At 63.2% G+C, this 13044-nt stretch carries 13 protein-coding genes; 7 read left to right on the forward strand and 6 right to left on the reverse strand.

Annotation, left to right across the window (positions count from 1 at the left end; genetic code table 11):
* Positions 1–228: 228 nt before the first annotated feature.
* Together ACNPM8_RS11965 and ACNPM8_RS11970 are read left to right on the forward strand one after the other, a co-directional pair.
* Positions 229–705 (forward strand): hypothetical protein, encoded by a 477-nt coding sequence (locus ACNPM8_RS11965; protein WP_448939907.1) that lies wholly within the window; start codon positions 229–231, stop codon positions 703–705.
* A gap of 92 nt (positions 706–797) precedes the next feature.
* Positions 798–1262 carry a hypothetical protein gene (locus ACNPM8_RS11970; RefSeq protein ID WP_448939908.1) on the forward strand — a complete coding sequence of 155 codons (465 nt, stop codon included), beginning with the start codon at positions 798–800 and terminating at the stop codon, positions 1260–1262.
* Between the two features lie 362 nt (positions 1263–1624).
* Here the strand turns inward: ACNPM8_RS11970 and ACNPM8_RS11975 are convergent, their stop codons facing one another.
* The 3 genes from ACNPM8_RS11975 to ACNPM8_RS11985 all read right to left on the reverse strand — a co-directional run bounded on the left by ACNPM8_RS11975 (position 1625) and on the right by ACNPM8_RS11985 (position 4255).
* Positions 1625–2512, reverse strand: a complete 888-nt coding sequence (locus ACNPM8_RS11975; protein ID WP_448939909.1) for a bifunctional 5,10-methylenetetrahydrofolate dehydrogenase/5,10-methenyltetrahydrofolate cyclohydrolase — start codon at positions 2510–2512, stop codon at positions 1625–1627.
* Complete coding sequence (locus ACNPM8_RS11980; protein ID WP_448939910.1) at positions 2509–3159, reverse strand: cyclodeaminase/cyclohydrolase family protein; 651 nt, start codon at positions 3157–3159, stop codon at positions 2509–2511. Before ACNPM8_RS11980 ends, ACNPM8_RS11975 begins: the two co-directional genes overlap by 4 nt.
* 190 nt (positions 3160–3349) lie before the next feature.
* Complete coding sequence (locus tag ACNPM8_RS11985; RefSeq protein ID WP_359199279.1) at positions 3350–4255, reverse strand: LysR family transcriptional regulator; 906 nt, start codon at positions 4253–4255, stop codon at positions 3350–3352.
* Positions 4256–4544: 289 nt separating this feature from the next.
* On the opposite strand from ACNPM8_RS11985, the gene ACNPM8_RS11990 reads away from it, so the two are divergent.
* The 5 genes from ACNPM8_RS11990 to ACNPM8_RS12010 all read left to right on the forward strand — a co-directional run bounded on the left by ACNPM8_RS11990 (position 4545) and on the right by ACNPM8_RS12010 (position 11401).
* Positions 4545–6821 carry a PrpF domain-containing protein gene (locus ACNPM8_RS11990; RefSeq protein WP_448939911.1) on the forward strand — a complete coding sequence of 759 codons (2277 nt, stop codon included), beginning with the start codon at positions 4545–4547 and terminating at the stop codon, positions 6819–6821.
* 12 nt (positions 6822–6833) lie between these two features.
* A complete protein-coding gene (locus tag ACNPM8_RS11995) occupies positions 6834–9011 on the forward strand; it encodes a tripartite tricarboxylate transporter permease (RefSeq protein WP_448939912.1) in 2178 nt (725 codons plus the stop codon).
* 25 nt (positions 9012–9036) lie between these two features.
* A complete protein-coding gene (locus ACNPM8_RS12000; protein ID WP_448939913.1) occupies positions 9037–9429 on the forward strand; it encodes a universal stress protein in 393 nt (130 codons plus the stop codon).
* Positions 9430–9572: 143 nt separating this feature from the next.
* A complete protein-coding gene (locus ACNPM8_RS12005; protein WP_105658912.1) occupies positions 9573–10007 on the forward strand; it encodes a MarR family winged helix-turn-helix transcriptional regulator in 435 nt (144 codons plus the stop codon).
* Positions 10004–11401 carry an MFS transporter gene (locus tag ACNPM8_RS12010; protein WP_448939914.1) on the forward strand — a complete coding sequence of 466 codons (1398 nt, stop codon included), beginning with the start codon at positions 10004–10006 and terminating at the stop codon, positions 11399–11401. The genes ACNPM8_RS12005 and ACNPM8_RS12010 overlap by 4 nt, the downstream gene beginning before the upstream one ends.
* Positions 11402–11475: 74 nt before the next feature.
* On the opposite strand, the gene ACNPM8_RS12015 is transcribed toward ACNPM8_RS12010, so the two are convergent.
* The 3 genes from ACNPM8_RS12015 to ACNPM8_RS12025 form a co-directional block, all read right to left on the reverse strand.
* The gene (locus ACNPM8_RS12015; protein WP_359199263.1) at positions 11476–11772 is read right to left on the reverse strand and encodes an antibiotic biosynthesis monooxygenase family protein; all 297 of its coding nucleotides are present in this window, start codon (positions 11770–11772) and stop codon (positions 11476–11478) included.
* A gap of 102 nt (positions 11773–11874) precedes the next feature.
* Positions 11875–12405: an ASCH domain-containing protein gene (locus ACNPM8_RS12020; protein ID WP_359199260.1), complete on the reverse strand. Its 531-nt coding sequence runs from the start codon at positions 12403–12405 to the stop codon at positions 11875–11877.
* A gap of 79 nt (positions 12406–12484) precedes the next feature.
* A partial coding sequence (locus ACNPM8_RS12025) for a hypothetical protein (protein WP_448939915.1) occupies positions 12485–13044 on the reverse strand: 560 nt, incomplete at its 5' end.

The following is a 13044-nucleotide window of genomic DNA, read 5'->3' on the forward strand; positions in this document are numbered from 1 at the left end:
GGCCCCCCGGCCTGTCGTCGTTAACCTGCGTGGCTGCCTGCACGCCGAGGCGGTACGCCATGCATTCATGCCTCTTAATAGGGATGCCCTGCCGATAGCGGCCGTAGCGCTCTCTGGACTCACTGGCCTCACTGGCCTTCTAGCCGCGTCCGGGAAAAACCAGCTTGTCCATTTGGAGAGAATACATGTAGCCTATCTAATAGTTAGCCTTTCTAATTACATTAGGCGATGAAGCAACTCAACACAGCGGAGCAGATGATGAGTGATTCCTTGGCAGTTCCCGCAGAGGCAAGTCCGGTTCACAGCTCAGCCTGGGACACCCGGATCAGCCATGTCGCCGCGCTGGCAACCCGGCTGTGCCAAGAGAAGGATGCAGTCCACTCCGCCTTCTGCAGCATTTCCGGATTCCCGAATGAGCTCATCGTGAATCTGGCCTGCACCGCTACGGGCGAAGAGCATGTCCCAATGATCATGCTCTACGTGAACGACACGTTGCTTCCGCAAATGGAAAGGTCTCTCGGCATCCAGTTCGAGGTGCGAAACCTCCACTTCGCCGTTGCCGGCAGGGAAATCCATGCTCCCGCAACCGCTGGGTTGAAGGGCTGCTCGCCCACCTTGGATTGGCTGGACCAGCCATTGACCGAGCCCATCCCCGCCACCTCGAAGGATCCCCGAGGTGCCCACGCGAACCTGACGTTGATTTAGCCCCTCGGCCAGTGAAGGAATCCGCCCTCGGGTGGCGATTCCTTCGAGCTTGCTTGTTTTCTTATCCAGCGCAAGAAAAGGAAGTAACTGAAATGGCAGGTCGCATCGCTAGAACCCAAACCGCGCTCAGGGTCGCGGATTTCCTCGCGACGCGCGAGGGCAAAACGCATCTGTCGCAGTACGGATGGGTTCCCGGAATGCCCATCGTGATGACTCGGGCCACAGAATCAGCAGATGACGCCATGGGAATGGTCTCGATCCATGGACGTGCGGCCCTGGTGGCAATGCTCGACCCGCTGGCCTCGGAACTGCGGATACTGCATATCACCACCCCGCAGCCTGCACTCAAGAAAGTCCGGGTCTCTGCGGCAGGTCTCACCATGGGTGACTTGTTCGAGCAGCTTGCCTCGACGCTGATCGTCGAATTGCGCGTCAGGTTCTGGAACCACACCGCCGTAGCGCACATCATCCCGTCGTGCCCCGGCATGAAGAATGCGAACGACTCCTGGGGCGCTGCCTTCCGACGGACCCAGCGGCCGCTGGAAACCACCGCCTAGGCAGCTGCGCTCCGATGATCCGGCGCGGCTGCCGGTAACTGGGCGAAGGGATCAGGGAATTGAATCGAAGCCAGTGCGCGCTGGGAGCAACTGTGCCTCCTAGCGCTGAATCCCTGCCAGAGAACCTTCCCCGCCCGCCGCGGAACAGCACCCATGGGAAAGCCGCCGCATCATCAACCTCCCAATCGATGATGCGGCGGCGGCACGTGGTGCACCTGGCCGGCGGCAGATCCCAGTTCATGTCCCCGCCGGCGTGCACCGTGCCCGTGGTTCGCTTCGCCATGGCAATTGCGGTTCCGGCATTGAGGGTTCCGCCGCCTGCTGGCTTGCCCGCAGCGGAACCCGGAACACCGGCCAGCCAGCTACCGGCGTCCGGCCATGTGCGCTCCCTTCGCCGGGGCCGCCTGCTGGCTTGCCGCCGCGGCCTGCGCGGCATGCAGGACCAGCAACGCCGTCGTCACCGTGCCCACGCCGCCGGGAACCGGACTCAGGGCCCGTACCAGCGGACGCACCGATGCCGCATGGACGTCCCCCACCAGCTTTCCTTCGGCGTTGACGTTGGTTCCGACATCGATCACCACAGTGCTTTCCTGCGCGTCATTGCCGGTGAGCAGGTTCGCCTTGCCCACGGCCATGACGACCACCGAGGCGGACTTCGTGAAATGGGCCAGATCGGCGGTCCTCGAATGGCAGATGCTCACCGTGGCATCGCGCTGCAGCAGCAGCTGGGCCAACGGCTTGCCCACCACCGCAGAGCGCCCGACCACCGCGACATGCTGCCCGGACAGCGGGATCCGGTAGTGCTCCAGGATCTCGATGACCGAGCGTGCGGTAGCCGGGGCGAAGGCCGGCTGGCCGACACTGAGCCGTCCCAGGCTCAGCGGATTGGCCCCGTCAATGTCCTTGGCCGGGTCAATCAGCGCCACCAGCGCCGCGGCATCCACCCCTGGCGGCAACGGGGTCTGCAAGATGATTCCGTGCACCGAACTGTCCTCGTTCAAGGCGGTGATCGCTTCGGACAGCTGCTCCTGGCCGGACCCGGTCAGGTCCACGACCTGGCAGTCCACCCCGAGCTGCGCGGCGGCCCGTTCGATCGAGCGCACATACCAGGCGGTGGCCTCGTTATCGGTGGCCAGCACGACCGCGATCCGGACACTGGTGCCCTCGCTGGCCATGCGCACCACCAGTTCTGCGGTGCGGGCGCGGATCGCTTCAGCCACCGGCTGCCCGGCTAGATTGCGTGCCGTCATGCTGCCACCACCGCACGGGCGTGCGCGCTGAGCTCGTCGGCGTGGGCGATCGCCTCGCTGGCCTGGCTGGCGGCCTGGACCAGCCGGTCGCGCTGGGCGATGTCCTTGATTGAGCAGATGTTCATTTCCAAGGTGGCCAGCGCGGTAGCCAAGGCCGCCCGGGCAGCTTCGGCCGCGGCGGCCACGTCGCTGAGAACCGATCGGTTGCCAATGGGCAGCAGGCGCTGGCCCAGCTTGATGACCTCAATGGAGGCCTCGACGGTAGAGGCCAGCGGTGCGGCGGCGGCGATGGTGGCGTTTTGAATGGCCGCGCTGCGCTCCGACTTCTGCTCGCTGCTTTCCTTGGGCAGCTTGTACGCGGCACCCAGGGCGCCGAACAGCCTTTCGTCTTCCTGAGCGGCGAAGAGCCCCTGGCGCATCAGCAGCCGGGCATGCTCGGAAATCTGCTGGGCCTGCTCCTGGACGTCCGCGTACCGCGGTCCGGAAGTGAATTCGGCAACCATGGACACCAATGCCGCGGCCTGCGCCGCATGCAGGCCCGCGGCCGCGCCCCCTCCTGGCGTCGGGGCGCCCGAGGCAAGCCGCTCAAGGTAGCTGCTGACAGTTTCATTGGAGATCAATGGGGTTTCCCCTCGTTCGGGACGCATGGAAGTTGATCCCTGCACCGTTCGGCGGGATTTCCGGCGCGCAGGACCACGGTCCAGGCCGCCGGAACCCCTTGGTATCCGACTGGTATATCAGGTTATCTTGAAGCCTAGAGCACCTACCGAACGCCGGTCAAGGGTTTTCTGCCGCCCGGAATACCCCGGCCCCAAGCGCCATGCGACAGGATCGCCGCTAGTCCATCCAGGTCTTGCCCATGTCGACCAGCAGGGTCTGGAAGGCATTTTCCGCCGGGGCGCGCACGCGGTCCCGGCGCTGGGCCAGGACCACGCTGCGCGAGACGGCCGCCTGCCCCAGCGAAAGGATCTTGACACCCGGATGGTGGTTCATCACCGCGGATTTCGGAGCCAGGGCAACACCCAGACCCACGGAAACCATGGCCTGCGCTTCTTGGTAGTCATTGGCCTGGAAGGAGATCTTCGGGGAGAATCCGGCGGCATTGCAGGTGCGCTCGAGCAGCTCCGCGACCGGATGCTCATTGGCGCGAACGATCCACTGCTCGTGGGAGGTAGCCGCCATATCCACCTCCTCGAACTGCGCCAGCGGATGCTCGGTGCCTACTACAAGCACAGTAGGCTCGGTGAACAGCGTAGTCAGCTCGAAATCGTCGCGCTTGAGCCGCATCCACTCGTATTCCCATAGCAAGCCCATGGAGATTTCTCCTCTGGCAAGCAGGCCAATGAGTTCTTGCAGGCGGGTGCTTCGCACATCGAGCTTGATGGATGGATACATCTTGCGGAAGCGGCTGATGACCAGCGGCATGAAGGAACTACCCAGCGTGGGGAAGGTTCCCAGACTCAGGCTTCCGCTCTTCAACCCGGCAAGCTGGTCCAGATCCGCCATGGCCGCGTCCATCTGCTGCAAGATGGCGCGCGCATGTCCGGCCAGCACATGGCCGGCATCGGTGGGAACCATGCCCCGGGCATGGCGCTGCAGCAGCGGCTGCCCCACTTCCTCTTCGAGCTTGCGCAGCTGCTGCGAAACCCCAGACGGGGTGTAGAACAGTTCGTCCGCGGCCGCAGTAACCGAACCGCCTTCGACGACGGAAAGCAGTATCTGCAACCTCTTGGCATCGAGCATGATTCCTCCTTGCAGTAGAACTTCAATATATTGCATCAAGCGCACATTTGCTGGATTCTGGTGGATGTTTGGGAGAAATTCACTCCCAGCATTGGACGAATCCACCGCGCTTGTCATCGCATTACCCCAGTGCGAACGCGGAATTAAGCATAACTTCAGCTTATTGCACTAGATGTAACTACTAATAAAGACTTAACTCCCCCATCATCAATACAAGGCAATAGTGCTCGGCATCACATCTAACGCGGGCACTGCGTTCTCGATAGATTGGGTATGTCCAATGAAACACATGGTTAAGGCCACTTGGATGCGCGGAGGTACCAGCAAATGCTGGGTCTTCGAGCGAAGTGCGCTCGAAGTTCCCGGCTTCACAGTCGACGAGGTATTGCTGCGCCTCTTCGGCTCCCCCGACCCGCGCCAAATAGACGGTGTCGGCGGCGGTACCTCGACGACGAGCAAGGCCGTCATCCTCAGCCCCAGCGAGCAACCGGGCGTGGATATCGACTACACCTTTGCCCAGGTGGGCATCGACCAGGCCGTGGTGGATTGGGGCAGCAACTGCGGAAACTGCTCGGCGGTCATCGCCCCCTATGCACTGAAGCACGGCTGGATCGATGCCGAAGACGGCCTGGCCACCGCGCATATCCGCAATACCAACACCGGCCAGTTGCTCGTCGAGCGCATGGTCCTGGACGGAACACAGTCCACTGCGTTCATTCCCGGGGTGCCTTTCCCCGGGCAAGCCGTGGAGATCGGATTCCTGGATCCGGCCGGTGGCACCACCGGAGCGCTCTTCCCGGCCGGCGATCGCCTAAGCACGCTGCAGGTCGCCGGCATCGGTTCGCACCCCGGCTTCGAGGCTGACGCCACGCTGATCGATGCCGGAGCGCCGATGGTCATCATCACCGCGGCCCAGGCGGGCCTGGATGCCGCGGACTTCTCCGCCTGGCCCGCTCTGGCGCTGGCCGATTCCGATCGGCTGGACCGGATCCGCCGGGCCGGCGCCGTGGAGATGGGCCTGGCCAGTAGCGCCGAGTCCGCCCAGCGGGCTATCCCCAAGCTGGCCATCGTCCAGGCTCCAGCCGCTGGCGGCGACGACGATTTCAGCGTCATGATGCTCTCCATGGGCGCACCGCATCCAGCACTGGCCATCACCGGCAGCGTCGGGCTGACCATGGCCGCACGCCAGCCTGGCACCTCCATTGCCAACCTGCTGCCCACGCCCCCCGGCGAGGTGCTTCACATGCAGACCCCGGCGGGGCAGATCCAGACCTGGCAGCGCCAGATCGAGGGCAGGACCGCGGTCGGGACCACGCGCACCGCCCGGGAGCTGGCCGAGGCGCAGCTGAGCTTCGACCCGGTCGCCCTGCCCGGATCCCCATCCACAGCCGTGCTGGCAGGCGAACCCCTGCTCGACCCGGATTCCGCGCAGCTGCTCGATGACCCGCCGGCGCACAAGCGCCGCACGGTCTTCGCCTCGGTAGCGGTATTCGCCGCACTGGGGCTCGGGGCCACCCTGGTTGGCGGCGGGCTGCTGAATCCCCCGGCGACCACCACCGACGGCGATTACGCCGGCGAGACCGTGGAAATGGTCATACCGCTGGCCGAGGGTGGCGGCACCGACACCTGGGCCCGCTTCGTGGGCCAGGAACTGGTCCACAGCATTCCAGGGGAACCAGGCTTCGCCCCGATCAATGAGGCTGGCGGCGAGGGCATCACCGGCAGCAACCGCTTCGCTTCCTCGGCCGCCGACGATGGCACCGAGCTGCTGGTCAGCACCGCCACCACGGTGGTGCCGTGGGTACTGGACCGCCACGTGGTGAAGTATTCCTTCGAAGACCTCGAACCAGTGCTGGTCAACGGCACCGGCGGCGTGATCTATGCTCGCACCGCCGCCGGGGTCAAAACTCCCAAGGATCTTGTCGACCGCAAGAAGCCACTGGTCTTCGGCGGCATTTCCGCCACGGGTCTGGACTTGACCACGCTGGTTGCCTTCGATCTGCTGGAAGCCGATATCTCGGCGACCTTCGGCTTCGAAGGCCGCGGACCGGTGAACTTGGCGCTGCAACGCGGCGAGGTGGACATCGATTACACAACCACCTCCTCGTACCAGTCCGCCGTGGAGCCAATCGCCAAGGAAGGTTCGGCCACGGTGCTGATGTCCTTCGGCCAGCTCGATGGCCACGGCAAGATCGTGCGGGATCCGAACTTCCCGGAGGCCCCCACCGTGGTGGAGGTATACCGGGACCTGCATGGCAAGGAGCCCAGCGGTCCGAAGTTCGAGGCCTACAAGACCCTGCTGGGCCTGACTTATACCTATCAGAAGGGTTTGTGGGCTCCGAAGGACGCACCGGATGAAGCAGTGAACCTGTTGCGCGATTCCGCCCATGAGCTCTCGGACGACAAGGAATTCAACGACAAGGCCGCTGAGGTGCTCGGCGGGTACCCGATCGTGGCAGATGAGAACCTCTCCCAACGCGTCAAAGACGCTTACACCGTGACCGATGAGACCAAGGGCTATGTCACCGCACTGCTCAAGGACTCCTACGGCATCGAACTAGATTAAGGAGGCACCACAATGCTGGATTCCGCACTGGCCGCATTGGCCTCGCTGGCCGATCCGAGCATGCTGCTCATGCTGCTCATCGGCGTAATCTCAGGCCTGGTCATGGGCCTGATTCCAGGATTGGGCGGCACTGCTGCCGTCGCGATCCTGCTGCCCGTCACCTTCGGGATGGAACCTGCCTCCGCGCTGGCCCTGCTGATCGGCGCGCTGGCGGTGGTGCACACCTCGGACACCGTGTCCGCAGTGCTGCTCGGAGCCCCAGGCTCCGCCTCGGCATCGGTCACCATGCTCGATGGCTACGCCATGGCGCGCAAGGGCCAAACCAAGCGCGCCCTGTCGCTGGCTTTCCTCTCCTCGATGGCCGGAGGGCTGATCGGCGCTGTTGGCCTGACCCTGGCCATCCCGCTGGCCCGGCCCTTGGTACTCTCCTTCGCCAGCCCTGAGCTGTTCATGCTCACGGTGCTGGGCGTCGCATTGGCCGCAGTGCTCTCGCGCGGCAATGTGATCAAGGGGCTGACCGCCGGCCTGGCCGGCCTGCTGGTGGGCATGATCGGCACCGCGCCGACCACCGCCGAGGAGCGCTTCACCTTCGGATCGCTGTTCCTTGGCGACGGGCTGTCGCTGGTGGCAGTAGCCCTGGGCGTCTTCGGACTGGCCGAGATCGCCTCGCGTGCCAGCCAGCGCCGCGGCGACAAGCAGTCCGTGGAAGTCACCGGTGGCTGGGGATCGGGAATCCGCGAATGGCTGGGCCATTGGTCCCAGGTCCTGCGCGGCGGGTTGATCGGCATCTGGGCCGGTGTGCTGCCAGGCGTGGGTGCCACCGCTGGCACCTGGTTGGCCTACGGCCAGGCCGTGGCCACCGCCAAGGACAAGCGCAAGTTCGGCAAAGGCGACCCGCGTGGCATCGTCGGTCCGGAAAGCGCCAATAACTCGGTGGAAGCCGGCGACTTGATCCCCACCTTCCTCTTCGGCATTCCAGGCGGCGTGCCTTCGGCCATGCTGCTGGGCATGCTGCTGACCTACGGCATCCAGCCAGGTCCGAGCATTATCAACGAACACCTTGATCTGATGTACATGATCATCTGGGCCTTCGCCATTGCTTCGGTGCTCGGTGCCCTGTTCTGCTTCATGACCGTGCGCCCGCTGTCTTCGCTGACCAAAGTTCCGTTCTCCGTGCTGGCCGCCGGCCTGGTAGTCATCATGCTCCTGGGCTCCTTCCAGGACGGCGGGCAACTGGGCGACCTGTGGGTCATGGTGCTGCTGGGCGTGGCCGGGTGGGTACTGAAGTCCACCGGATTCCCGCGAGCCCCCTTCCTCATCGGTTTCGTGCTGGCGATCCCGATGGAGCGCTACTACTTCCTGACCGATAGCCTCTACGAGGGCTTCGAGTGGATGCTGCGTCCGGGAACCATGGTGTTCATCGCCGTGCTCGTGCTGCCGATCCTCTGGAACGTCTTCAAGTGGTTCCGTGCCCGCCGCAAGCTGAGTGCCGATGATGATCCGAAGTCGGACAGCGCTCCGGATGCCGAAGCGCCGCTGAAGAACTCGGTGTGGTCGCTAGCCGCTGCCGCGGTGCTGCTGGTGGTCTTCGCCGGGTCGTTGCTGCTCTCCTCGAGTTACTCCCCGGATGCGAAACTTGTCCCGCAACTGGTCGGCTGGGTCGGGGTCATCTTGTCCGCAATCTTGCTGGTCCTTGAGCTGCGCACCTGCAAGGCCGCAATGGCCGCGGACCGGCAGGTGGCCATCCCGGCCTCTGCCTACCTCACCGCGCCAGCAGATGCGGTTCCCGTGACCGCAGGGCCTGCGCCTACCGGCGCCGTCCAGGCTACGGCGGCACCCCGGCAACCGGGCATCATTCCAGATGACGGCGCCACTCCGTCCGCCGGATATCCGGCGGGAACCACTGCAGCGGACGCTGGCATTCGTTCCGCTTGGGGACCTAAATGGACCAGCGACGCGGCCTTTGCATTGCGGACCTTCAGCTGGATGGCGGGGTTCCTCATCCTCACCTCGCTGGTGGGATACCTCGCAGCCATCTCGATCTTCGTGCCGGCCTTCCTGCTCATCGTGGCCCGCGCCAAGTTGAAGACCACGATGATCTACACGGCGGTGCTATTCATCCTGATGCTGGCCTTGCCGTCCCTGCTTCCCATCAACCTGCCCCAAGGCCTGCTGGCCACCTGGCTCTGATCCCGAAATCCACTAGGAGAACACCATGGCAATAATCGCTTGCTACAGCGATACGCCCGCGGGCCGACTGGCCATACGGCGCGGACTGGCCGAAGCCCACAAGGCCCAAGACCACTTGCTGATTGCGAACCTGGACAAGGAGCCGATTTCCGAGGAGCACCTGGGCATCGACCTTGATGCCCTGCTGGATCTCGGGGTTCCGTTGCAGATCCTGCCGCAAACCGGCACTGTCCACGACGCCGCCGATTTCGTCCTCCAAGCTGAGCAGGAGCACACGGCCACGTTGATCGTCTTGGGTCTGCGCAAACGGTCGCGCGTTGGCAAGCTGCTCATGGGCAGCATTGCCCAGCGCATCCTCATCGAGGCCGATTGCCCGGTGCTGGCGGTCAAGGCGAAGGAGGAGCCGCCCGCGCACTAGCGGGGAAAGCCATGGCAGCCCTCGCCCGCATCTCGTGCAGATGCGGACGAGGGCTGCTTTCATGCGCCCGATGGATCGGGGCAGTGTGCAGCCTCACGAGCATTCCACAAGAAGCTTGTACAAGTTAATTGTATTCTATAGCTATGGAAATTGATCCCGAGCCCGCAGACCTTCCCCAGCAAATGCTCGAGGTGCTTTCGCCATTGCTGAGCCTGATACGCACGGCACGATCCATCTCCCCGGGCAAACTGGGAATCCTGCACACCTTGGCCACCGAAGGCCGGGCCAGTGCCGCCCGGATGAGCCAGGCCATCGGGGTCAGCCAGCAGGCCATCTCGCTGACGACCAAGGAATTGGAAGGCCTCGGACTGATCGAGCGGCACCGGGACGAGGCCGACCGCCGCAAGCTCTGGTTCCAGCTCACCGATGACGGCCGCCAAAAGCTGGACCAGGAAATCCTGCTCGGCCGGACCGCGCTGCTCCAAGCCATGGGCGAGAACCTGAGCGAGGAGGACCGTTCCCTGATCCGCTCCGCCTTGCCCGCGCTCAAGAAAATCAATACCGCGGTCCGCCCATGAGCCGCAACGCATCCAACCAGAGCCCGCTGGTGCCCACGCTGGTCTTCGCCGCGCTGGCCACGGCAATCGTCTCCTCGCTGGGCATGCTGCTGGTCCCCTCGATTTCCTTGCGGTTCAATGTCGATATTGCCGCCGCCCAGTGGATGCTCACCGTGAATCTGCTGGCCGGCGCCGTGGCAACACCCATCATGGGACGCCTCAGCGATGGACCGCATAAGAAGCGGCTGCTGCTCGTCTCGCTGGCGGCCATGTTCGTAGGCTCTGTCATGGCAGCGTCCGCACCGAGCTTTGGCGTGTTCCTTGCCGGACGCGTGCTCCAGGGATTGTCCTACGGCATTGTTCCAGTCACCATCGCCATCGCCAGGCGCTATGCAGCGCCCGAGCACGTGCAGAACACCATCTCCACCTTGTCAGTGACGGTTGCTTCCGGAATCGGCATCGGCTATCCACTGACCGGCATCATCGCTGGCATTTTCGACTACTCCTACGCGTTCTGGTTCGGTGCGCTATTCGTGCTGGCCACCATCTGCGTGGTGTGGAAAGTTGTTCCGGCCGGCCCCGATCCCCAGGCCGAGCAACGCCCCTTCGACTACACCGGCTCCGGCTTGCTTGCCCTGGGGCTCACCTCCCTGCTGCTGGCCATATCCGAGGGGCCCAAGTGGGGCTGGGCTTCACCTGCCGCCCTTGCTTTGGGCGCTTTCTCGGTCATCGTGCTGATCATCTGGGTGAGGGTGGAAAACAGCCTTGGCCACCCGCTGATTAATCTGCGCACGCTCAAGCAGGGCGAAGTCCTCTTGGCCAATATCTCGGCCATCGCCTTGGGCGCCGCACTGTATATCGGCATGTCCGTATCATCACTGGTAGCCCAGGCAGATGCGGCAACTGGCTACGGGCTGAGCCTGCCGGTCTTCTGGGCAGGATTTGTCATCTTCCCGCTCTCGGTCGGCAGCTTGGCTGCCAACCGCGTGGTGCGCATACTTGCCAAACGCGTTGGCATCCAGGTCATGCTTCCCATTGGAGCGATCATCATGGCCGCAGCAGGCACCATGCTCTGGCTGCTCCACTCGGCGCTCTGGGAGATCTTGCTGAGCATGCTGGTCTTCGGCATCGGCATGGGCGCAAGCTATGCGGCCATGCCGGCATTGATCGCCCGCAGCGTAGCGACCAAGGAGCTAGGCAGCTCGGTGAGTTTCAACCAGGTGCTGCGTACCGTGGGGTCCTCCTTCGGCACGGCGATTTCCGCCGCCATTATCGCCACCCACCCTGGGTTCAATGGCGAGGCCAGTCCCGAAGGTATCAACATGACCTTCTTGATCGGCGCACTGCTTTGCATCGCCTTGGGTGCTGCGTTGCTGGCCGATTCCGCACGGCGCCGATTCAAAATGCCCGGGTAGGCAAAAGGCCCTGGATGCAGGCAACGCCCCGATACCACGATGGCATCGAGACGTTTTCCTGCGTACTGGAATGCCTAGAGTTCGACGATCTCGAATTCCAGAAGTTCAGCGCCAGTGGCCACTGGCTTCTTGGCATCGCTGCCAGCATGGGCCGCATCAGCGCGCTGGGTACGCCAGTTCTCGAAGTCCTCGCGGGTTGCCCACTGGGTGTACACGAAGTACTTGTCTCCACCATTGACCGGACGCAGCAACTTGAACCCTTCGAACCCCGGTGAAGAATCCACCGAATGCTTGCGAGCAGCAAAACGCTTCTCCAGTTCCGGTCCAGCTTCGCCGGGAACCGATAGAGCATTGATGACGACAATCGACATGTTCAACCTTTCTATTCCGGGCTTCTTTCACGGGAAACCCTCTGTCTCCACCCTACGCCCGCGCGTTCTCGACCGCAGGCCAGCGTGACGAAGTTCGACCGGCTAGTCGGCATACTCCTGTGGCCAGCAAATTTCAAAGCGTTCCAAAACCAGCTCTCCCCCGGCTTTGCCGGTGTCTTCAGGTTTCCAATCAATTCCCATTGATTTCTGCGTACGGCGCCAGAATTTTTCATGTTCTGCGCGCCAGTATTCCAGCGAGAGATCCCCTTCGCCCTCGGCCGCGGCAAACTGCGCGTCTACCTCGAAGAACGAGGAGCGCTCGACGGAGAGCACTCGCAAAATCGCCCGCGGCTGCCCTTGTCCATCGCAAACAATGCAGTGGTCTTCAGGTTGCGGGACACGTTCGTTGTAATAGACGTAGTCGCTAGCCAGAGACGAAGTCGCTCGCTTGGTTCCGTGCAGCATTTCATTCAAAAGCTCATCAGCAAGCGCGGGATGGTCCCCGAAGGATTCGGCGACATGGTGCGGTGCATCGGCCCGCGGAATCCCTTTGCTCGCCAGATACTCAAACCACATCTGTTCAGCAGCTTCTGCATCGACGGGAGGCAGCTCAGGAGCACAATTTTCTGTCATGTGTCGATCCTAGCCGCGGCGCGCATTCCGCCTGGGCATGGAATGGCCGTTGCAGGACAGCCGGACTGCCGGACTGCGCCTAGAGTCCTGGAATCTCGAATTCGAACCTCTCCTTCGAGTTCCCTCGGCTCTCAAATGCGATAGTCCGGTCCCCAAGCAGGTAGAACTGCTTCAACTTTAACGTCGCGGGGCCTTCGCAGGTAAGCCTGAATGAATTGGCTCTTACGTGCGAAGAAACGCAATTCCCCTCGTAGGTCATGTTATCCAGCCAAAGCCAGTTGAGCCGCACCTCGAAACTTATGGGATCGCTTTCTGAAGCTCCATTGATATCGAAGGTGTAATTCGCAAAGAATCCGCCTTCCTCTTGTGTCATGGCGACCTGGAATTCAGACCCGTCTTGGCCGTCTTCCGGCTCAGCGCTCGGCTCAGCCGTAGGCTCCACCGTCGGTTCAGGGGTTGGTTCCTGAGTCGGCTCCACCGTCGGTTCAGGGGTTGGTTCCTGAGTCGGCTCCACCGTCGGTTCAGGGGTTGGTTCCTGAGTCGGCTCAACCGTCAGTTCCGGAGTCGGCTCAACCGTCAGTTCCGGAGTCGGCTCAACCGTCAGTTCCGGAGTCGGCTCAACCGTCAGTTCCGGAGTCG

It is taken from the genome of Glutamicibacter sp. AGC46 (assembly GCF_053543715.1).